The following is a 20,468-nucleotide window of genomic DNA, read 5'->3' as shown; positions in this document are numbered from 1 at the left end:
ATGGTTCCCGGGCACCGCTCACCACCACCGACGCCCCGCGCGCCTCTCGGCGCCCGGCGCCCCCGCGTGAACCGCCACCGAGCCCGCGTACACCGCCGACGAGCCCGGAACGGGCTGTCAGAGTCCCAGCCGTGCCAGTGCCTTGGCGCCGTCCAGCGCGCAGGTCCCGTCCCCGGCCGCCGTCCACGCCGCCGCGCACAGCGCCCGCAGCCCGTCCAGCGCCTCGCCGTCGCCCGACAGCTCCAGGCGCTCGCTCCCGGCCGTCGCCGTCCACCCCCCGCACCGGAACCCGTCACCCTCCTGGCCGATCGCGGGCTGACCGGTCAGCAGACCGCGCAGATCGGCGTCGACATACGTCGGCCGGTGCCGCGGCGGGGCCGCGAGGAGCTGCGCGCCGTCCGTGACGCCGGTGAGCACGAGCAGCGAGTCCACCTCGCCGTTGAACGCGCCCTCGATGTCGGTGTCCAGCCGGTCGCCGACCACCAGCGGCCGCTTCGCCCCGGTCCGCAGGATCGTCTCGCGGTGCATCGGGGGCAGCGGCTTGCCCGCCACCTGCGGCTCGGCGCCGGTGGCGATCCGTACGACCTCCACCGCGGCGCCGTTGCCCGGCGCGATACCGCGGGCGCTCGGAATGGTCAGGTCCGTGTTGGACGCGAACCACGGCACCCCCCGCGCGATGGCGTAGCAGGCCTCCGCGAACCGTGCCCAGCGCAGGTCGGGGCCGCCGTAGCCCTGCACCACCGCCGCCGGATCGTCGTCGGCGGACTCGACCGGTTCGAGCCCGCGCTCGCGCAGCGCGACCCGCAGCCCCTCCCCGCCGATGACCAGCACGCGCGCGCCGGCCGGCACCTGCTCACTGATCAGCCGGGCCGCCGCCTGGGCGGAGGTGATGACGTCACCGGCGTCCGTCGGAACACCCAGCTCACCGAGGTGTTCGGCGACGGCGTCAGGCGTCCGCAGCGCGTTGTTGGTCACATAGGCGAGGTGCATCCCGCCGGACCGGGCGGTGCCGAGCGACTCCACGGCGTGGTCGATCGCGTTCCCGCCCGCGTACACCACCCCGTCCAGATCGAGCAGCGCCGTGTCGTACGCCTCGCTCAGGGCCCGCTCGCTGCCCTCGGGTCGCGTCCTTACGGTCTGGCTCATTGCACATCGCTCCTCGTTCTAGCGCTTTCCCTCGATCATCGCGCATGGCATCGGCACACACTGACGATCACACTTACGATGCGTCAATGAACACTGCAGGTCCCGCGGAGGAAACCCCGGTGCGCAGCGGCCTCGATCTGGCCCCGTTCCGGGGCGTGCGCTATGACCCCGACCGGGTCGGCAGCCTCGCCGCCGTGACGTCCCCGCCGTACGACGTCATCGTCCGGCCGGACGGTCTGCTGCACCTCGAATCGGCGGACCCGCACAACATCGTCCGGCTGATCCTCCCCCAGGACGCGACTCCCCACGCCCGTAACCGCCAGGCGGCCGACACCCTGCACGCCTGGCTGTCCAAGGGTGTCCTCACCACCGACACCGAGCCGGGTCTGTACGTCTACGAGCAGCGCGACGACGACATGCTGCAGCGCGGCATCATCGGCACCCTGCGCCTGTCGGAGCCGTCCGACGGTGTCGTCCTTCCGCACGAGGACGTCATGCCCCACATCGTCGCGGACCGCGCGGCCCTGATGCGGGCGACCTCCGCCAATCTCGAACCCCTGCTGCTGACCTACCGGGGCACCGGTTCCCGGGTCGGCACGGCCGCCGTCATCGAGCGCACCGCGGAGCGCGAGCCGCTGCTGTCCACCACCACGGAGGACGGTCTCAGCCACCGTCTCTGGGCGGTCACCGATCCCGCCGATCTGGCCGAGATCCAGACGGACCTGGGCCGCCACCAGGCCCTCATCGCGGACGGCCACCACCGTTGGGCGACCTATCTGCGTCTGCGCGCCGAGCACCCTTCGCCCAGCCCCTGGGACTTCGGTCTCGTCCTCCTGGTGGACACCGCGCGCTATCCGCTGCGGGTCCGCGCGATCCACCGTCTCCTGCACGGGCTGCCGGTCGCGGAGGCGCTCGCGGCCCTCACGGACTCGTTCCGGGTGCGCCGGCTCGACGTTCCCCTCCCGAAGGCCTTGGAGGCCCTCGCCTCGGCGGCCGCGGAGGGCAACGCCTTCCTCCTCGCGGGCGACGGCTCGTTCCATCTGGTCGACCGCCCGGACCCGGATCTCCTCAGCCGTACGATCCCGGCCGACCACCCCGAGGCCTGGCGCACCCTGGACGCGACCGTCCTGCACGCCACGCTCCTCGCGCACGTCTGGGGCATCCCGGAGGACTCGCCCGCCCACATCGCGTACATCCACGACACCGAGGCCACGGTCGCCAAGGCCGAGCTCGACGGCGGCACGGCGGTTCTCCTGCACCCGGTGCACGAGGAGGTCGTCCGCGACCTCGCCCGCCAGGGCGTCACGATGCCCCGCAAGTCGACGTCGTTCGGGCCGAAGCCGGCGTCGGGACTGGTTCTCCGGGCGCTCTCCGACTGAAACGCCGAGCGGCGGGACCCCTTCCGGAGTCCCGCCGCTCGTCCTCTCACCGCGTGGTGCGGCCGTCAGCCGCGAGGAGCGTCCTTGTCGTCGCCGCGCTCCTCGGCACCGTCTCCGGCACGGTCCTCGTCGCGCTCTTCGTCACGCTCTTCATCACGCTCGTCCTCGGCGTCGTCGAGGTCCTCGTCGTCGATCTCGTCGACCTCGTCCACGTCGTCCACGTCGTCCACGTCGTCGACCTCGGCCCGGATCCCCTGATCGGCCTCACGTACGGAGCCCGCCTCGGAGTCGTTCTCGTCCTCGGCCATCGCGTCGACGAACTCGACACCGTCCAGCTCCGCGAGCCGGTCCGAGGCGTCCGTGCTGCCGTCCTTGTCGGACTCGACGGCCTTCGCGAACCAGTCGCGCGCCTCGTCCTCACGACCGGCGGCGAGAAGCGCGTCAGCGTACGCGTAGCGCAGTCGCGCGGTCCAGGGCTGCACGGAGTGCGAAGCCAGCTCGGGACTCTGGAGGGTCACGATGGCGGCATCGAGCTGCCCCATGTCCCGCCGCGCTCCAGCGGCCACCAGCCGCATCTCGACCTGACCGGCCTTGTCGAGCTTCTGCACATCGGGCGCACCGGCCATCTCCAGCGCCTTCTCGGGCCGGCCCATACCGCGCTCGCAGTCCGCCATGACGGGCCACAGGTCCACGCTGCCGGTCATCCGACGCGCCGCACGGAACTCCGCGAGCGCCTCGCTGTACTTCTGGCTCGCGTAGGCGGCGAATCCGGCCGCCTCGCGTACGGCGGCGACCCGCGACGCCAGACGCAGGGCGATCCTGGAGTACGCGTACGCGCCCTCGGGGTCCTCGTCGATGAGCCGCGCGACCATCACCAGGTTCCGGGAGACCTCCTCGGCAAGTCCCTTCGGCAGGCTCTGCAGCTCCTGCCGGACGTCCTTGTCGATCTCGTTGCCCGTGACGTCGTCCGGGATCGGCAGCCGCTTGATCGGCTCACGGTCCCGGTCGCGATCCCGGTCGTCACGGCCCTGGAAGCCACCGGGACGGCCACCCCGGTCGTCACGGCGCGGGCCTCCGCGCCCACGGTCGTCACGGCCGCGGTCGTCACGCCCGCGGAAGCCGCCGCCCCGGCTGTCGCCGCCGCGGTCATCGCGGCGGTCGTCACGGCGGAAGGCGGGACGCTCCCCCTCGCGACGGTCGCCACGGTCGTCACGACGCGGCGCACCGCCGGAACGCTCGTCACGACGGAACGGCGGACGATCCCCGTCACGACGCTCACCGCGGTCGTCGCGGCGGAAGGCCGGCCGGTCACCGTCACGCCGGAAGTCGTTGCGGTCGTCGCGACGGAAACCACCGCGGTCGTCGCCCCGACGATCGTCACGTCGGTCGTCGCGACGGAACCCGCCACCACTGCCGCTGCCACCACGGTTGTCGTCGCGACGGAACCCGCCACTGCTGCCACGGTTGTCGTCGCGACGGAAACCGCCACCACTCCCGCTACCGCCACGGTTGTCGTCACGACGGAAGCCACCACGATCGTCGTCACGACGCGGCGCACCGCCGGAACGCTCGTCACGACGGAACGGCGGACGATCCCCGTCACGACGCTCACCGCGGTCGTCGCGGCGGAAGGCCGGCCGGTCACCGTCACGCCGGAAGTCGTTGCGGTCGTCGCGACGGAAACCACCGCGGTCGTCGCCCCGACGATCGTCACGTCGGTCGTCGCGACGGAACCCGCCACCACTGCCGCTGCCACCACGGTTGTCGTCACGACGGAAACCGCCACTGCTGCCACTGCCGCCGCTGCTGCCACGGTTGTCGTCACGACGGAAACCGCCACCACTCCCGCTACCGCCACGGTTGTCGTCACGACGGAAACCGCCACCACGATCGTCGTCACGACGCGGCGCACCGCCAGAACGCTCGTCACGACGGAACGGCGGACGATCCCCCTCACGACGCTCACCGCGGTCGTCACGGCGGAAGGCCGGCCGGTCACCGTCCTTGCGGAAGCCACCACGGTCACGGTCGTCACGACGCGGCCCGCTGGGACGGTCGTCACGTCGGAACGGCGGACGGCCCCCACGGTCGCCTTCCCGACGGTCGTCGCGACCACGGAACCCGCCACCACTGCTGCCACTGCCACCACTGCCGCCGCTGCTGCTGCCGCCACGGTTGTCGTCACGGCGGTTGTCGTCACGGCGGTTGTCGTCACGGCGGTTGTCGTCACGGCGGTTGTCGTCACGGCGGAAACCGCCGCGGTCTCCGCCTCGGTCGCCGTCGCGACGGTCGTCACGCCGGCCGAAGCCGCCGCGGTCGCCGTCGCGGCGGTCGTTGTCACGGCGGGGCGCAGCCCCGCGGTAGCCGCCGCGGTCACCACTGTCCCGGCGTCGCTGATCGCGCTCCGGTCGCTCATCGGGAGAGTTGGTGGACATGGGTGACTCCTGTCTTCGGTACCGCAAGTCATTCTCGCGCAGCCGGGTACCCGGCGCGCTTCGTAAAAACAAAAAAGGACCTCTGGTCCCAGCGAGTCGCTGGGACCAGAGGTCCTCCAAAGATTGTTCGGCGGCGTCCTACTCTCCCACAGGGTCCCCCCTGCAGTACCATCGGCGCTGTGAGGCTTAGCTTCCGGGTTCGGAATGTAACCGGGCGTTTCCCTCACGCTATGACCACCGAAACCCTGTCAGACATCTCACCCTATGGTGAGACCTCGAACGGGCAGCGAACAAGCACACTATTCAATTCATTAGTGAAACTGTTCAGCCAGCACAACCGTTCGTTGTCTGGGAACTACACAGTGGACGCGAGCAACTGAGGACAAGCCCTCGGCCTATTAGTACCGGTCACCTCCAGCGGTTACCCGCCTTCCAGATCCGGCCTATCAACCCAGTCGTCTACTGGGAGCCTTAACCCCTCAAAGGGGGTGGGAATACTCATCTCGAAGCAGGCTTCCCGCTTAGATGCTTTCAGCGGTTATCCCTCCCGAACGTAGCCAACCAGCCATGCCCTTGGCAGGACAACTGGCACACCAGAGGTTCGTCCGTCCCGGTCCTCTCGTACTAGGGACAGCCCTTCTCAATATTCCTACGCGCACAGCGGATAGGGACCGAACTGTCTCACGACGTTCTAAACCCAGCTCGCGTACCGCTTTAATGGGCGAACAGCCCAACCCTTGGGACCGACTCCAGCCCCAGGATGCGACGAGCCGACATCGAGGTGCCAAACCATCCCGTCGATATGGACTCTTGGGGAAGATCAGCCTGTTATCCCCGGGGTACCTTTTATCCGTTGAGCGACGGCGCTTCCACAAGCCACCGCCGGATCACTAGTCCCGACTTTCGTCCCTGCTCGACCCGTCGGTCTCACAGTCAAGCTCCCTTGTGCACTTACACTCAACACCTGATTACCAACCAGGCTGAGGGAACCTTTGGGCGCCTCCGTTACTCTTTAGGAGGCAACCGCCCCAGTTAAACTACCCATCAGACACTGTCCCTGATCCGGATCACGGACCCAGGTTAGACATCCAGCACGACCAGAGTGGTATTTCAACGACGACTCCCCCTGAGCTGGCGCTCAGAGTTCAAAGTCTCCCACCTATCCTACACAAGCCGAACCGAACACCAATATCAAACTGTAGTAAAGGTCCCGGGGTCTTTCCGTCCTGCTGCGCGAAACGAGCATCTTTACTCGTAGTGCAATTTCACCGGGCCTATGGTTGAGACAGTCGAGAAGTCGTTACGCCATTCGTGCAGGTCGGAACTTACCCGACAAGGAATTTCGCTACCTTAGGATGGTTATAGTTACCACCGCCGTTTACTGGCGCTTAAGTTCTCAGCTTCGCCAAACCGAAGTTTGACTAACCGGTCCCCTTAACGTTCCAGCACCGGGCAGGCGTCAGTCCGTATACATCGCCTTACGGCTTCGCACGGACCTGTGTTTTTAGTAAACAGTCGCTTCTCGCTGGTCTCTGCGGCCACCCCCAGCTCACCGAGTAAATCGGATCACCAAAGATGGCCCCCCTTCTCCCGAAGTTACGGGGGCATTTTGCCGAGTTCCTTAACCATAGTTCACCCGAACGCCTCGGTATTCTCTACCTGACCACCTGAGTCGGTTTAGGGTACGGGCCGCCATGAAACTCGCTAGAGGCTTTTCTCGACAGCATAGGATCATCCACTTCACCACAATCGGCTCGGCATCAGGTCTCAGCCTTGATGTGTGACGGATTTGCCTATCACACGGCCTACACCCTTACCCCGGGACAACCACCGCCCGGGATGGACTACCTTCCTGCGTCACCCCATCACTCACCTACTGCAGGTCTGGTCCGTCGGCTCCACCACTCCCCTTTGCCCGAAGGCTCCAGGGCGGCTTCACGGACTTAGCATCGCCTGGTTCAATGTTTGACGCTTCACAGCGGGTACCGGAATATCAACCGGTTATCCATCGACTACGCCTGTCGGCCTCGCCTTAGGTCCCGACTTACCCTGGGCAGATCAGCTTGACCCAGGAACCCTTAGTCAATCGGCGCACACGTTTCTCACGTGTGTATCGCTACTCATGCCTGCATTCTCACTCGTGAACCGTCCACCACTGCCTTCCGGCGCGGCTTCACCCGGCACACGACGCTCCCCTACCCATCACAGCAGGCGTTGGCCCTATTGCTGCAATGACACGACTTCGGCGGTACGCTTGAGCCCCGCTACATTGTCGGCGCGGAATCACTAGACCAGTGAGCTATTACGCACTCTTTCAAGGGTGGCTGCTTCTAAGCCAACCTCCTGGTTGTCTGTGCGACTCCACATCCTTTCCCACTTAGCGTACGCTTAGGGGCCTTAGTCGATGCTCTGGGCTGTTTCCCTCTCGACCATGGAGCTTATCCCCCACAGTCTCACTGCCGCGCTCTCACTTACCGGCATTCGGAGTTTGGCTAAGGTCAGTAACCCGGTAGGGCCCATCGCCTATCCAGTGCTCTACCTCCGGCAAGAAACACACGACGCTGCACCTAAATGCATTTCGGGGAGAACCAGCTATCACGGAGTTTGATTGGCCTTTCACCCCTAACCACAGGTCATCCCCCAGGTTTTCAACCCTGGTGGGTTCGGTCCTCCACGACCTCTTACAGCCGCTTCAACCTGCCCATGGCTAGATCACTCCGCTTCGGGTCTTGAGCGCGCTACTAAATCGCCCTATTCGGACTCGCTTTCGCTACGGCTTCCCCACACGGGTTAACCTCGCAACACACCGCAAACTCGCAGGCTCATTCTTCAAAAGGCACGCAGTCACGAGATACGTGCAAGCACGTATCCGACGCTCCCACGGCTTGTAGGCACACGGTTTCAGGTACTATTTCACTCCGCTCCCGCGGTACTTTTCACCATTCCCTCACGGTACTATCCGCTATCGGTCACCAGGGAATATTTAGGCTTAGCGGGTGGTCCCGCCAGATTCACACGGGATTTCTCGGGCCCCGTGCTACTTGGGTGTTTCTCAAACGAGCCGTTGATGTTTCGACTACGGGGGTCTTACCCTCTACGCCGGACCTTTCGCATGTCCTTCGCCTACATCAACGGTTTCTGACTCGTCTCACGGCCGGCAGACCGTGAAAGAGAAATCCCACAACCCCACATACGCAACCCCTGCCGGGTCTCACACGCATATGGTTTGGCCTCATCCAGTTTCGCTCGCCACTACTCCCGGAATCACGGTTGTTTTCTCTTCCTGCGGGTACTGAGATGTTTCACTTCCCCGCGTTCCCTCCACTTGCCCTATGTGTTCAGGCAAGGGTGACAGCCCATGACGACTGCCGGGTTTCCCCATTCGGAAACCCCCGGATCAAAGCCTGGTTGACGACTCCCCGGGGACTATCGTGGCCTCCCACGTCCTTCATCGGTTCCTGGTGCCAAGGCATCCACCGTGCGCCCTTAAAAACTTGGCCACAGATGCTCGCGTCCACTGTGCAGTTCTCAAACAACGACCAACCACCCATCACCCCGAACCAGTAGTTCGAGTGCACTGGGGCCGGCACTGAAGGCAGCCAGAATCGGCCGTACCTTCAGACACCCAACAGCGTGCCCGACACCCTCGCCACTCAGATCAGCTTTCCACGCCCCGAAGGACAGTACTGGCAGCCTGAGATGACTGAAAGTGCCGAATAATCAACGTTCCACCCATGAGCAACCACCGTCGAACATCTGCCGACGTAATGGCCCTGGACCACCAGGCAAGCCTGGCAGCCTAGATGCTCCTTAGAAAGGAGGTGATCCAGCCGCACCTTCCGGTACGGCTACCTTGTTACGACTTCGTCCCAATCGCCAGTCCCACCTTCGACAGCTCCCTCCCACAAGGGGTTGGGCCACCGGCTTCGGGTGTTACCGACTTTCGTGACGTGACGGGCGGTGTGTACAAGGCCCGGGAACGTATTCACCGCAGCAATGCTGATCTGCGATTACTAGCAACTCCGACTTCATGGGGTCGAGTTGCAGACCCCAATCCGAACTGAGACAGGCTTTTTGAGATTCGCTCCGCCTCGCGGCTTCGCAGCTCATTGTACCTGCCATTGTAGCACGTGTGCAGCCCAAGACATAAGGGGCATGATGACTTGACGTCGTCCCCACCTTCCTCCGAGTTGACCCCGGCAGTCTCCTGTGAGTCCCCATCACCCCGAAGGGCATGCTGGCAACACAGAACAAGGGTTGCGCTCGTTGCGGGACTTAACCCAACATCTCACGACACGAGCTGACGACAGCCATGCACCACCTGTACACCGACCACAAGGGGGGCACTATCTCTAATGCTTTCCGGTGTATGTCAAGCCTTGGTAAGGTTCTTCGCGTTGCGTCGAATTAAGCCACATGCTCCGCTGCTTGTGCGGGCCCCCGTCAATTCCTTTGAGTTTTAGCCTTGCGGCCGTACTCCCCAGGCGGGGAACTTAATGCGTTAGCTGCGGCACCGACGACGTGGAATGTCGCCAACACCTAGTTCCCACCGTTTACGGCGTGGACTACCAGGGTATCTAATCCTGTTCGCTCCCCACGCTTTCGCTCCTCAGCGTCAGTAATGGCCCAGAGATCCGCCTTCGCCACCGGTGTTCCTCCTGATATCTGCGCATTTCACCGCTACACCAGGAATTCCGATCTCCCCTACCACACTCTAGCCTGCCCGTATCGACTGCAGACCCGGGGTTAAGCCCCGGGCTTTCACAACCGACGTGACAAGCCGCCTACGAGCTCTTTACGCCCAATAATTCCGGACAACGCTTGCGCCCTACGTATTACCGCGGCTGCTGGCACGTAGTTAGCCGGCGCTTCTTCTGCAGGTACCGTCACTTTCGCTTCTTCCCTGCTGAAAGAGGTTTACAACCCGAAGGCCGTCATCCCTCACGCGGCGTCGCTGCATCAGGCTTTCGCCCATTGTGCAATATTCCCCACTGCTGCCTCCCGTAGGAGTCTGGGCCGTGTCTCAGTCCCAGTGTGGCCGGTCGCCCTCTCAGGCCGGCTACCCGTCGTCGCCTTGGTGAGCCACTACCTCACCAACAAGCTGATAGGCCGCGGGCTCATCCTTCACCGCCGGAGCTTTCAACCCACCCAGATGCCCAGGCAGGTATTATCCGGTATTAGACCCCGTTTCCAGGGCTTGTCCCAGAGTGAAGGGCAGATTGCCCACGTGTTACTCACCCGTTCGCCACTAATCCACCCCGAAGGGCTTCATCGTTCGACTTGCATGTGTTAAGCACGCCGCCAGCGTTCGTCCTGAGCCAGGATCAAACTCTCCGTGAATGTTTTCCCGTAATCGGGACGACACACACGAGAGCGGAACCAAGGGGAGGAATAATCCCCCGGTTCACAGCGTCCTCGCTGTGCGCCTACCCCAAGGGGCAGGACTTTTTCAAAGGAACCTCGTCCCAGCCGATCGGCCGGAGACGGGGTATCAACATATCTGGCGTTGATTTTTGGCACGCTGTTGAGTTCTCAAGGAACGGACGCTTCCTTTGTACTCACCCTCTCGGGCTTTCCTCCGGGCGCTTCCCTTCGGTCTTGCGTTTCCGACTCTATCAGACCGTTTCCGTATCCGATTTCCTCGGTGCTTTCCAGGTTTCCGCTTTCGCGTTTCCCTTTCCGGCGGTTCCGACTCTATCAGATCCTTTCGGGCCTGATTCCCAGTCGGTGGGTTTGCCTTTCGGCCTTTGAGTTCTTTCGACTCGCGGCCTTTCGACATTCACTACGCTAGCCGATTCCCTCCGCAACTCATAATCGAGCTTCGCGAGTTTGAATTCAGACATGCGGACATGACGAATTCGCCCCCGCTGAGGGGAGGTTGTAGGTAGTGGGTTGGCCACTTCCGGCTGCTGGCTGAACGCCGTACCCGGGTCAAGCGGCTCGGGCTACATTACGGACCCCCCAGAGGCGAGTCAAGTTGAGCGGCGACGGGGCGTATGGGCCCGATAAGGGCTCACGGTGGGGTCGTTGGCGGCCCAGAAGCGCCAGGGGTGGACGCCCCCGTCGCCGGCCACCCCGGTTCGCGGACCGTTGCGTACCTGGTCGGAGCCGACCGGTGTCCCCCTCAGCAGGGTCAGCGGACCCCCCTCGGGAGCGCAGGCATCGGCGCCGTCGAGGGACCGGTCCACGCCCAGCGCCGTCGCCAGGCGGGCCGGTCCTTTGGCCAGTTCCTTGTCATTTCGGGCCGAGAGTCGACGTTTGCGCGCGAGCTCCGCGCCCTCGATGACCTCGCCGCCCCTCAACAGGACCCCGCTGGGTCTGCCCGCGGGCCCGCACACCAGGTTCATGCAGAACCACATGCCATAGGTGAAGTAGACGTACACATGCCCGGGCGGACCGAACATCACGCCGTTGCGGGCCGTACGGCCGCGATAGGCGTGGGAGCCGGGATCGTCCGGGCCGTCGTACGCCTCGACCTCCGTGAGGCGGAGCTCGATCGGACCGTCCGGTGTGGCGCGCACGAGCACCCGCCCCAGGAGGTCGGGGGCGACCTCCAGCACGGGGCGGTCGAAGAACTCACGCGTCAGAGGCGTACGGTCAGGGGCCGCGATCATGGCGTACCAGCGTAGTCCAGTGACACGGAGTCGTGGGTACGTGTGGGTGCCGACGGGTGGTCAAGGAGCGTTCCCCTTGTAAGGGTGAGAACGCGGAACCGGCCGCGGTCGGATCGCGTATGTAGGGATCAGGGATCCAGACGCATTACTACGGAGCACAGGCGTTGCCTGGGGAGGTTGAGGACATGGGGTTCAAGCGGCTGCTTGCGAGCCTGGGAGCCGGTGGGGCTTCGGTCGAGACGGTGCTGACCGAGGTCAACGTCGTTCCGGGCGGTGTCGTGCAGGGTGAGGTGCGGATCCAGGGCGGATCCGTGAACCAGGCCATCGAGGGGCTGTCGGTGGGGCTCCAGGCCAAGGTGGAGGTCGAGGGGCACGACGACCAGGAGTACAAGCAGGACATCGAGTTCGCGAAGCTGCGGCTCGGCGGGGCCTTCGAACTGCAGGCCGGCGCCGTGCACGCGGTTCCCTTCGGGCTCGACATCCCGTGGGAGACCCCGATCACCACGATCGACGGACAGAGCCTGCGCGGCATGCACATCGGTGTGACCACGGAGCTGGAGATCGCGCGCGCCATCGACTCCGGGGACCTGGACCCCATCAACGTGCACCCGCTTCCGGCGCAGCAGGCCATCCTGAACGCCTTCATCCAGCTGGGCTTCCGCTTCAAGAACGCGGACATGGAGCGCGGCCACATCCGGGGCAGCCGCCAGAAGCTGCCGTTCTACCAGGAGATCGAGTTCTTCCCGCCGTCGCAGTACCGCGGCCTGAACCAGGTGGAGCTGAGCTTCGTCGCGGACGACCGCGAGATGGACGTCATTCTGGAGATGGACAAGAAGCCGGGCCTGTTCAGCGAGGGCAGTGACTCGTACCGCTCCTTCCAGGTGGGTCTGCACGACTTCCAGGGCACGGACTGGGCCGGGTATCTGAACCAGTGGCTGTCCGAGGTCGGCAGCAAGCGCAGCTGGTTCTAGGCTCGGGCCGAGAGATTCCGCCGTTCAGGAGGTACTGACGTGACCGAGCTCAAGAGGGCGCCGCTCCCGCACGACTTCCATCCGCCCGTGCCGGCTTTCACGGTCACCAGTGAGGACGTCGCGTCGGGCGCGGTGCTGAAGGACGCCCAGGTCTACTCAGCCGGGAACACTTCGCCGCAGCTGAGCTGGGAAGGCTTCCCCGCCGGCACCAAGAGCTTCGCCGTGACGTGCTTCGACCCGGACGCGCCGACGGGCAGCGGGTTCTGGCACTGGGTGGTGTTCGACATCCCGGCCTCCGTCACCGAACTGGTGGCGGGAGCGGGCACCGGCAAGTTCGAAGGGCTGCCGGACGGTGCGGTCCAGGTGCGCAACGACTACGGGACCAACGACTTCGGGGGCGCCGCGCCGCCCGCCGGGGACCCCGCGCACCGATACCTCTTCACGGTGTACGCCGTGGACCAGGAGAAGCTCGGCCCGGACGCGGAGGCGTCGCCGGCCTATGTCGGATTCAACCTGCGGTTCCACACGCTGGCCCGCGCCCAGCTGATGGGCGAGTACGCGGCTCCCGCGTAAAGCAAGGCACACGGACGTTCACTGAACGTTTGCCCGCCTCTGGTCATGGAAGTGATCAGGGGCGGGCATTTTTATTGCGTTGTCCATCTCGGCGTGCCCGGCCAGAGTTGATCCAAGCCCGCCAGGGGGTGGGCCGGTGCGTACGGGAGGTGGGCAGGATGCGGGACACACTGGTTCTGAACGCGAGCTTCGAGCCGCTGTCGACGGTGACGTTGAACCGAGCCGTCGTTCTGGTGCTCCAGGACAAGGCCGTCGTCGAGCAGGCCCACCCCGAACTGCGCATGCGCGGCGCCGCTCTCGACATACCCGTGCCGCGGGTGATCAGGTTGTGCAGGTACGTCAGGGTGCCCTTCCGAAGACAAGCCCCGTGGTCGAGGCGCGGTGTCCTCGTGCGCGACCGCCACCGCTGCGCGTACTGCGGCAGGCGGGCGACGACGGTCGACCACGTGGTGCCCCGCGCGCAGGGCGGCCGGGACTCCTGGTTGAACACGGTCGCGTCGTGCGCCGAGGACAACCACCGCAAGGCGGCCCGTACGCCGGAGCAGGCGGGGATGCCGCTGCTGCGGCAGCCGTTCGAGCCGACGCCCGCGGACGCGATGCTGCTGACACTGGACCGTGACGACCTGGACGCGCTGCCGGAGTGGCTGGTGCAGCCCGCTGCCTAGTCGCCGCGGCCCGCGGGTCCGCGCGGGGGCAGGTCGTACGACGAGGGGGCCCGTCTCCAGCTGGAGACGGGCCCCCTCGTCGTACGTCGTCATCAGTCGGTGACGGACGGCTTCTCACGGCGTTCCGCGCCGCTGTTGCCCGAACCGCCGCCCATGGGACCGAAGTTGCCCATGGCACCGCTCAGCCCCTTGAGGGCATCGCCGATCTCGCTGGGCACGATCCAGAGCTTGTTGGCGTCGCCCTCGGCGATCTTGGGGAGCATCTGGAGGTACTGGTAGGCGAGGAGTTTCTGGTCCGCGTCGCCGGCGTGGATGGATTCGAAGACCGTGCGGATGGCCTGGGCCTCGCCCTCGGCGCGCAGGGCGGCGGCCTTGGCCTCACCCTCGGCACGCAGGATCGCGGACTGCTTCTCACCCTCGGCGGTGAGGATCTGCGACTGCCGGATGCCTTCGGCGGTGAGGATCGCGGCGCGCTTGTCACGGTCGGCGCGCATCTGCTTCTCCATCGAGTCCTGGATGGAGGTGGGCGGCTCGATCGCCTTCAGTTCCACGCGGTTGACGCGGATGCCCCACTTGCCGGTCGCCTCGTCGAGGACTCCGCGCAGGGCCGCGTTGATCTCCTCGCGGGAGGTGAGTGTCCGCTCCAGGTCCATGCCACCGATGATGTTGCGCAGCGTGGTGACGGTGAGCTGTTCGATCGCCTGGATGTAGCTGGCGACCTCGTACGTCGCGGCGCGGGCGTCGGTGACCTGGTAGTAGATGACCGTGTCGATGTTGACCACCAGGTTGTCCTGGGTGATCACCGGCTGCGGCGGGAAGGGCACGACCTGTTCACGCAGGTCGATGCGGTTGCGGATCGAGTCGATGAACGGGACCACGATGTTCAGTCCGGCGTTCAGGGTCCGCGTGTACCGGCCGAAGCGTTCGACGATGGCGGCACTGGCCTGTGGGATGACCTGGATGGTCTTGATCAGGGCGATGAAAACCAGCACCACCAGAATGATCAGGACGATGATGATGGGTGCCATCGATAACTCCCCGTACCCTTCTCCGCCTCGGTGTTTCCGAAAGATCTTATGGTTGTTGAAGATCTTGCTGGACGAGTCTGACAGACCGTTGTCTGCCGCGTGGGCGTTCGGTTCAAGTTGGCGTCGCGCGAGGTCACATGACGATCGCCGTGGCTCCTTCGATGTCCACGACGTCCACTTCCTGGCCCACCTCGTAGGCCTGTCCGGTGTCCAGGGCGCGTGCCGACCAGATCTCTCCGGCGAGCTTGATCCGGCCGTCACCCGAACCGTCGACCCGCTCCAGGACGACGGCCTGTCTGCCCTTCAACGCCTCGACGCCCGAGACCAGTTGGGGCCGTTGGGAACGGTGCCGGGTCGCGATGGGGCGCACCACCGCGATGAGCGCGACGGAGACGGCGGAGAAGACGAGCACCTGGATGACGACACCGCCGCCGAGACCGGCCGTGACCGCGGCGGCCGCGGCGCCCACGGCGAGCATGCCGAACTCCGGCATCGCGGTCACCACGAGCGGGATGCCCAGCGCGGCAGCGCCGACCAGCCACCACACCCATGCGTTGATGTCGTCCACGCGGTCATGGTAGGTCCGCGGGTCGGTCCGGCGACAGGGCGCGCATCGGGTGGAGAAGGGGCTCGTGCCGGGTCCCGCGGAGCGGATGCCTCGCACGGGGCGGTTCGGGCCGGTTGTTCCGTGCGGGTCAGGCCATCGGGAGTCCGTGCGCGGTCCAGCGCTCGCCGACCTGCTCGACGATGAGGGGGAGACCGAAGCAGCGGGAGAGGTTGCGGGAGGTGAGTTCGAGCTCCAGGGGGCCCGCGGCCAGCACCTTGCCCTGGCGGATCATCAGCACGTGGGTGAAGCCCGGGGCGATCTCCTCGACATGGTGCGTCACCATGATCATGGACGGGGCGATCGGGTCGCGGGCGAGGCGGCCGAGACGGCGTACGAGGTCCTCGCGGCCACCGAGGTCGAGGCCGGCTGCCGGCTCGTCGAGCAGGAGCAGCTCGGGGTCGGTCATCAGGGCGCGGGCGATCAGGGTGCGCTTGCGCTCGCCCTCGGAGAGGGTGCCGAACCTGCGGTCCAGGTAGTCGCTCATGCCGAGGCGGTCGAGGAAGGCGCGGGCGCGCTGCTCGTCGATGTCCTCGTAGTCCTCGTGCCAGCCCGCGGTCATGCCGTAGGCGGCGGTGAGCACGGTCTGCAGGACGGTCTGGCGCTTGGGGAGCTTCTCGGCCATGGCGATGCCGGCCACGCCGATGCGCGGGCGCAGCTCGAAGACGTCGACCTTGCCGAGGGTCTCGCCGAGGATGGTGGCGGTGCCCTGGCTGGGGAAGAGGTAGCTGGAGGCGAGGTTGAGGAGGGTGGTCTTGCCGGCGCCGTTCGGGCCGAGGATGACCCAGCGTTCCCCCTCCTTGACCGACCAGGAGACCTGGTCCACCAGAGCCCGGCCCTCGCGGACCACGGACACGTCCTCCAGCTCCAGTACATCGCTCATGAGCGCGTTGTCTCCCATTGCAGTCTCGGCCGTCGCTTACGTCTGTGGACGCAGCCCCCAGGGAAAACCTACGCCACCGGTCGGGCGCTCCTGTCCATCGGCCGGTCCTTAGGGTGGAGGCATGCTCTCGGAACCACGCTCAGGACGTCTGGCCGCATGGGGAAATGCCCTTTTGGCCGGTTTTGTATCTCCGGATGACGCGGTACTCGCCATCGTCGGCGAGGACGCGCTGCACCGGGTCGAGGGGCTGCCGGGCGAGGCGGGGCCCGTCGGGCTCACGCTCGCCCTCGGCCGGCTGCGGGCGCTCGGGGTCGCCGGGCTGCGGGTCGCGCTGCCAGCGCCGGGGCATCCGCTCGGGCTGAGCGGACCTGCGGACTTCAACGCGCGCGCCCTCGACGCCGAGGAGGCGGTCGTCTGTCACGGCGCCGCGCTCGGGCTCGTGCCTGAGGTGTACGAGGCCGGGCCCGCCGGCGACGTGCACGTCGAGGTCGTCTGGCACTGTCTCCCGGTGCGGGAGGCGCCGCCCGCCGACGTGCCGTCCCTCGGTGAGGCCGAGCGGGAGCTGGCGGAGGCGCTGCGCGAGGCGACCGATGTGTTGTCGCGGCTGGACGTGGCCGGGTCGGGGCCGGTCGCGGAGGCGGCGGTGGACGCGTACCGGGCCCGGGCGGAGCGGGGGCGCGAGGTGCTGGCGCCCGGGTATCCGCCGCGTGCGGTACGGGTGCTGGAGCTCGCCCAGCGGGTGGGTCTGCTGATCTCCGTCGCGTACGAGAACGGGCACGGCGGGGCGGTGAGCGCCTCCGAGATGGCGGCCCGGGCCGAGGCGCTGCGGCCGGTGGAGCGGACGGCCCGGCGGGCGCAGGTGGCGGCGTACAACGCGTTCGTGGAGGAACGGGAGCGCGGCGCGCGCTGAGCGGGTGGGGTGGACCCGTGCGGTTCTGCTCCGCTTCGGCCGGTGTCGCCCGAGGGGCTCGTCCTCAAACGCCGGACGGGCTGGAGGTGTGTGCCTGCGCCGGGAGCGACCTGTCGAGCGGGGGCCCGTCCCGTCTGCGGGGCGGGCGCCGCCGGTTCGGGGCGAGCGGCTCGTTCGGAGCGAGCCGCTCGTCGGTGCGCGCGCCCGGTTCGGCGTGAGTGCCCGTCCGATGTGGTCACCCGGTCCGGGGCGTACGCCCGGTTCGGCCCGCGCCTCCGCTCGGCGCGCGTCACCCCGCTCGGCGCGCGTCACCCCGCTCGGCGCAAGTCACGTCGCTCGGCCGAGTCGCCCATCCGGCGCGCTGCGCCGGTTCGGGGCGTGCGGCCGATTCGGGGCGTGCGGCCGATTCGGGGCGTGCGGCCGGTTCGGCTTGCGCCCCCTATTCGGTGCGAGCCACTCCGCTCGGTGTGAGCCGACCGTTCGGGGTGAGGGTTCTGGCGTCGGAGGGTGGGGCGGGCAGCGACAGGGCCCCGCGGATGGTCCGCGGGGCCCTGGGCGGTGGGGTGTGTCAGCCGTTCACGCCCGTGTTGCCGAAGGCCGGGTTCAGGAGGCCGACCACGTTCACGCTGTCGCCCACGACGTTGACGGGGATGTGGACCGGGAGCTGCACGACGTTGCCCGAGGCGAGGCCCGGCGACCGTACGGCCGCGCCCTGGGCGCCCGCGTCGGCCACGGCCGCGCCGGCGGAGGCTCCCGCGGCGATACCGGCGAGGGTGAGGGCCATGGCGGCCTTCTTCGCGATGTTCATGAGAAACGTTCCTCCTGCGGTTGCGGTTCCGACCCGGCCGCGGGTCGTACGTTGAGCAACGCGGGAGGTCGCCTCACGGCACGGAACCGTGGGCCGAAGTGACCGTTCGGGCCATTCGGACGATGTACGGATGGCCCTACGGGCCGACCACACCTGACCGGCCCCCCAGGAACGCCCGGGGGGCCGGTGGTCACGCCGAGTGCGGTGCGGGACTCAGTGGTTGAGGCCGAGGTTGCCGAAGGCCGGGTTCAGGAGGCCGATCACGTTCACGCTGTTGCCGACCGCGTTCACGGGGATGTGGACCGGCGCCTGGATGACGTTGCCCGAGACGACACCCGGGGAGCCCGCGGCCTGGCCTGCGGCCCACGAGCCGTCCGTCGCGGAAGCCATACCGGCACCGGCGGCGACCAGGCCGCCCGCCACCATCGCGACAGCCGTGGCCTTCTTCAGGTTCTTCACTTCTGAGCCCTCCCTAGCGATCACCGCGGCAGGTCGCCGCGGCACGCACTGGAGAACGGCCGGGGTCCGCGAAGGATGCGCCATCCGGGTGACATACACCCGACGGTATGAATCTCAGTCCGGAGCGGAACCTTTCGTATTGTCGTGGCGCCCGGTCAGCCCGCCGCCCCATGGCGCACGGCCCACAACGCGGCCTGCGTCCGGTCGGCGAGGTCGAGCTTCATCAGGATGTTCGAGACATGCGTCTTGACGGTCTTCTCGGAGAGGACGAGCGCGCGTGCGATCTCCCGGTTGGAACGTCCGTCGGCGATCAGGCCGAGCACCTCGCGTTCCCGTTCGGTGAGCGAACCTCCCCTTCCCTGGCCCGAGTTGGCACCCTCCTGGGACAGCAGGACGCCGGCCACCTCGGGTTGCAGCAGGATGTGCCCGGCGTGCACGGAACGGATGGCCCCGGCGAGGGCGTCGGGGTCCACGTCCTTGTACACATAGCCCGCCGCGCCGGCGCGCAGGGCCGGGACGACCGTGCGCTGCTCGGTGAAGCTGGTGACGATCAGCACCCGCGCGGGGTTGGCGAGTTCACGGAGTCTGCGCAGCGCGTCGATGCCGTCCATGCCCGGCATCTTGACGTCCATGAGGACGACGTCGGGCTTCAACTCCTCGGCCCGGGCGATTCCTTCGGCACCGTCGGACGCCTCCCCCACCACCTCGATGTCGTCCTGCACCTCGAGGAACGTGCGCAGGCCCCGGCGGACCACCTGGTGGTCGTCGACGAGCAGCACCTTGATTGCCTCAGCCACCAGGGACCTCCATCTCGATCGTGGTGCCCTTTCCGGGCGCCGATTCCACGGTCAGCGTGCCGCCGACCCCGCTCGACCGGTCCCGCATGGAGACGAGGCCGAGATGGCGTCCCGCGTCGCGTATCGCCGTCGGGTCGAAGCCGCCGCCGTCGTCGCTGACGCGCAGCACGGCACCCGGTCCCCGCTTCTCCAGGAGGACGTCGACGCGGGCCGCCGCGGAGTGCCGCAGCGCGTTGTGGAGGGCTTCCTGGGCGACGCGCAGGACGGCCTCCTCCTGGGCGGCGGGCAGGGCGCGCACGCCCCGGCCGGTGAAGGTCACGCGCGCGGAGTGGGCGCGGTCGAGGACCTGGATCTGGGTGCGCAGCGTGGCCACGAGGCCGTCCTCGTCGAGGGCGGCGGGGCGCAACTCGATGACGGCGGCGCGCAGTTCCTCGCTGGCCTCGGCGGCGAGCGCGGCGACCTGGTGCAGTTCGCCCTTGGCGCGTGCGGGATCGCGGTCGACGAGGGCCGCGGCGGCCTGGGCCGTCAGACGCAGGGAGAACAGCTTCTGGCTGACGGCGTCGTGCAGTTCGTGCGCGAGCCGGGAGCGCTCCTCGGCGATGGTGAGTTCGCGGCTGCGCTCGTACAGGCGGGCGTTGGTCAGGGCGATCGCCGCGTGCTGGGCGAGGATCGTGAGGAGTTCCTCGTCGTCCTCGGTGAAGCCGCAACCGCCGTCCGGCCTGGGGCCGTTCTTGTTGGCGAGGAACAGGGCCGCGATGGTCTCGTCGCCGTCACGGACGGGCAGGCCGAGGAAGTCGGACATGTCGGGGTGGGCGGCGGGCCAGCCCTCGAAGCGGGGGTCCCTGCGGACGTCGGCGAGACGCTCGGGGCGGGCCTCGTGCAGCATCGCGGCGAGGATGCCGTGCTGGCGCGGGAGCGGACCGATGGCCTTCCACTGGGCGTCGCTGACGCCGTCGACCACGAACTGGGCGAAGCCGCCGTGGTCGTCGGGGACCCCGAGCGCCGCGTACTGCGCGTCGAGCAGCTCGCGGGCCGAGGCGACGATCGTCTTGAGGACGTCGCGCACCTCCAGGTGCCGGCTCATGGCCAGCAGCGCGGAGCTGACCGCGTACAGACCGGACCGGGGGCCTTGACTCATGACCCCAACGTACCCGTGGGGCGTGACCGTGCGTATCCGACCCGTGGGTGGCCTCACC

At 67.1% G+C, this 20,468-nt stretch carries 15 protein-coding genes, 3 rRNA genes and 1 pseudogene; 5 read left to right on the top strand and 14 right to left on the bottom strand.

Annotated features, from left to right (window positions below):
* Positions 1-117: 117 nt before the first annotated feature.
* Positions 118-1,146 (bottom strand): HAD hydrolase-like protein, encoded by a 1,029-nt coding sequence (locus GFH48_RS30835; RefSeq protein ID WP_153291373.1) that lies wholly within the window; start codon positions 1,144-1,146, stop codon positions 118-120.
* 86 nt (positions 1,147-1,232) lie between these two features.
* Here GFH48_RS30835 and GFH48_RS30830 point away from each other — a divergent pair, with 86 nt between their 5' ends.
* Positions 1,233-2,525 carry a DUF1015 domain-containing protein gene (locus GFH48_RS30830; protein WP_153291372.1) on the top strand — a complete coding sequence of 431 codons (1,293 nt, stop codon included), beginning with the start codon at positions 1,233-1,235 and terminating at the stop codon, positions 2,523-2,525.
* Between the two features lie 65 nt (positions 2,526-2,590).
* Here GFH48_RS30830 and GFH48_RS30825 read toward each other — a convergent pair whose 3' ends face one another.
* The 6 genes and pseudogenes from GFH48_RS30825 to GFH48_RS30805 all read right to left on the bottom strand — a co-directional run bounded on the left by GFH48_RS30825 (position 2,591) and on the right by GFH48_RS30805 (position 11,574).
* Positions 2,591-3,514: a tetratricopeptide repeat protein gene (locus GFH48_RS30825; protein ID WP_228121428.1), complete on the bottom strand. Its 924-nt coding sequence runs from the start codon at positions 3,512-3,514 to the stop codon at positions 2,591-2,593.
* A gap of 48 nt (positions 3,515-3,562) precedes the next feature.
* Positions 3,563-4,165: pseudogene (locus GFH48_RS40300) on the bottom strand (tetratricopeptide repeat protein); the annotation flags it as partial.
* A 920-nt stretch (positions 4,166-5,085) separates the two neighbouring features.
* Positions 5,086-5,202 (bottom strand): 5S ribosomal RNA (gene rrf / locus GFH48_RS30820).
* A 136-nt stretch (positions 5,203-5,338) separates the two neighbouring features.
* Positions 5,339-8,460, bottom strand: a 23S ribosomal RNA gene (locus tag GFH48_RS30815).
* A 314-nt stretch (positions 8,461-8,774) separates the two neighbouring features.
* A 16S ribosomal RNA gene (locus GFH48_RS30810) occupies positions 8,775-10,300 on the bottom strand.
* Together the 16S, 23S and 5S rRNA genes form the textbook arrangement of a ribosomal RNA operon.
* Positions 10,301-10,932: 632 nt before the next feature.
* On the bottom strand, positions 10,933-11,574 hold the full coding sequence (locus GFH48_RS30805) for a DNA-3-methyladenine glycosylase (protein ID WP_153291371.1): 642 nt from the start codon (positions 11,572-11,574) through the stop codon (positions 10,933-10,935).
* Between the two features lie 185 nt (positions 11,575-11,759).
* Here GFH48_RS30805 and GFH48_RS30800 point away from each other — a divergent pair, with 185 nt between their 5' ends.
* From GFH48_RS30800 to GFH48_RS30790, 3 genes are all read left to right on the top strand, one after another.
* Positions 11,760-12,545: a sporulation protein gene (locus GFH48_RS30800; RefSeq protein WP_153291370.1), complete on the top strand. Its 786-nt coding sequence runs from the start codon at positions 11,760-11,762 to the stop codon at positions 12,543-12,545.
* 39 nt (positions 12,546-12,584) lie between these two features.
* Entirely contained in the window at positions 12,585-13,118 is a 534-nt protein-coding gene (locus GFH48_RS30795) for a YbhB/YbcL family Raf kinase inhibitor-like protein (RefSeq protein WP_153291369.1), read from the top strand.
* 158 nt (positions 13,119-13,276) lie between these two features.
* On the top strand, positions 13,277-13,783 hold the full coding sequence (locus GFH48_RS30790) for an HNH endonuclease (protein ID WP_153291368.1): 507 nt from the start codon (positions 13,277-13,279) through the stop codon (positions 13,781-13,783).
* A 92-nt stretch (positions 13,784-13,875) separates the two neighbouring features.
* Here GFH48_RS30790 and GFH48_RS30785 read toward each other — a convergent pair whose 3' ends face one another.
* From GFH48_RS30785 to GFH48_RS30775, 3 genes are all read right to left on the bottom strand, one after another.
* A complete protein-coding gene (locus GFH48_RS30785) occupies positions 13,876-14,811 on the bottom strand; it encodes an SPFH domain-containing protein (protein ID WP_153291367.1) in 936 nt (311 codons plus the stop codon).
* A 133-nt stretch (positions 14,812-14,944) separates the two neighbouring features.
* The gene (locus GFH48_RS30780) at positions 14,945-15,379 is read right to left on the bottom strand and encodes an NfeD family protein (RefSeq protein WP_153291366.1); all 435 of its coding nucleotides are present in this window, start codon (positions 15,377-15,379) and stop codon (positions 14,945-14,947) included.
* A 127-nt stretch (positions 15,380-15,506) separates the two neighbouring features.
* Entirely contained in the window at positions 15,507-16,298 is a 792-nt protein-coding gene (locus GFH48_RS30775; protein ID WP_153291365.1) for an ABC transporter ATP-binding protein, read from the bottom strand.
* A gap of 121 nt (positions 16,299-16,419) precedes the next feature.
* Between GFH48_RS30775 and GFH48_RS30770 the strand changes: the two genes are divergently transcribed.
* Positions 16,420-17,208, top strand: a complete 789-nt coding sequence (locus tag GFH48_RS30770) for a hypothetical protein (RefSeq protein ID WP_153291364.1) — start codon at positions 16,420-16,422, stop codon at positions 17,206-17,208.
* Positions 17,209-17,776: 568 nt separating this feature from the next.
* Here GFH48_RS30770 and GFH48_RS30765 read toward each other — a convergent pair.
* The 4 genes from GFH48_RS30765 to GFH48_RS30750 form a co-directional block, all read right to left on the bottom strand.
* Positions 17,777-18,016 carry a chaplin gene (locus GFH48_RS30765; RefSeq protein ID WP_153291363.1) on the bottom strand — a complete coding sequence of 80 codons (240 nt, stop codon included), beginning with the start codon at positions 18,014-18,016 and terminating at the stop codon, positions 17,777-17,779.
* 213 nt (positions 18,017-18,229) lie between these two features.
* Positions 18,230-18,475 (bottom strand): chaplin, encoded by a 246-nt coding sequence (locus GFH48_RS30760; RefSeq protein ID WP_153291362.1) that lies wholly within the window; start codon positions 18,473-18,475, stop codon positions 18,230-18,232.
* Between the two features lie 155 nt (positions 18,476-18,630).
* Positions 18,631-19,272, bottom strand: coding sequence for a response regulator (locus tag GFH48_RS30755; protein WP_153291361.1), 642 nt, complete (start codon positions 19,270-19,272; stop codon positions 18,631-18,633).
* Positions 19,265-20,410, bottom strand: a complete 1,146-nt coding sequence (locus GFH48_RS30750) for a GAF domain-containing sensor histidine kinase (RefSeq protein ID WP_153291360.1) — start codon at positions 20,408-20,410, stop codon at positions 19,265-19,267. Before GFH48_RS30750 ends, GFH48_RS30755 begins: the two co-directional genes overlap by 8 nt.
* Between the last annotated feature and the right edge of the window lie 58 nt (positions 20,411-20,468).

It is taken from the genome of Streptomyces fagopyri (assembly GCF_009498275.1).
Taxonomy (GTDB): Bacteria; Actinomycetota; Actinomycetes; order Streptomycetales; family Streptomycetaceae; genus Streptomyces; species Streptomyces fagopyri.
Note: the sequence above shows the minus strand (reverse complement) of the source record. Positions and strands in the feature narration are given on the sequence as shown.

Coding starts and splice junctions, on each gene's coding strand:
- GFH48_RS30835 (WP_153291373.1), bottom strand. CDS start 1,146: ATGAGCCAGACCGTAAGGACGCGACCCGAGGGCAGCGAGCGGGCCCTG.
- GFH48_RS30830 (WP_153291372.1), top strand. CDS start 1,233: ATGAACACTGCAGGTCCCGCGGAGGAAACCCCGGTGCGCAGCGGCCTC.
- GFH48_RS30805 (WP_153291371.1), bottom strand. CDS start 11,574: ATGATCGCGGCCCCTGACCGTACGCCTCTGACGCGTGAGTTCTTCGAC.
- GFH48_RS30800 (WP_153291370.1), top strand. CDS start 11,760: ATGGGGTTCAAGCGGCTGCTTGCGAGCCTGGGAGCCGGTGGGGCTTCG.
- GFH48_RS30790 (WP_153291368.1), top strand. CDS start 13,277: ATGCGGGACACACTGGTTCTGAACGCGAGCTTCGAGCCGCTGTCGACG.
- GFH48_RS30785 (WP_153291367.1), bottom strand. CDS start 14,811: ATGGCACCCATCATCATCGTCCTGATCATTCTGGTGGTGCTGGTTTTC.
- GFH48_RS30775 (WP_153291365.1), bottom strand. CDS start 16,298: ATGAGCGATGTACTGGAGCTGGAGGACGTGTCCGTGGTCCGCGAGGGC.
- GFH48_RS30770 (WP_153291364.1), top strand. CDS start 16,420: ATGCTCTCGGAACCACGCTCAGGACGTCTGGCCGCATGGGGAAATGCC.
- GFH48_RS30765 (WP_153291363.1), bottom strand. CDS start 18,016: ATGAACATCGCGAAGAAGGCCGCCATGGCCCTCACCCTCGCCGGTATC.
- GFH48_RS30750 (WP_153291360.1), bottom strand. CDS start 20,410: ATGAGTCAAGGCCCCCGGTCCGGTCTGTACGCGGTCAGCTCCGCGCTG.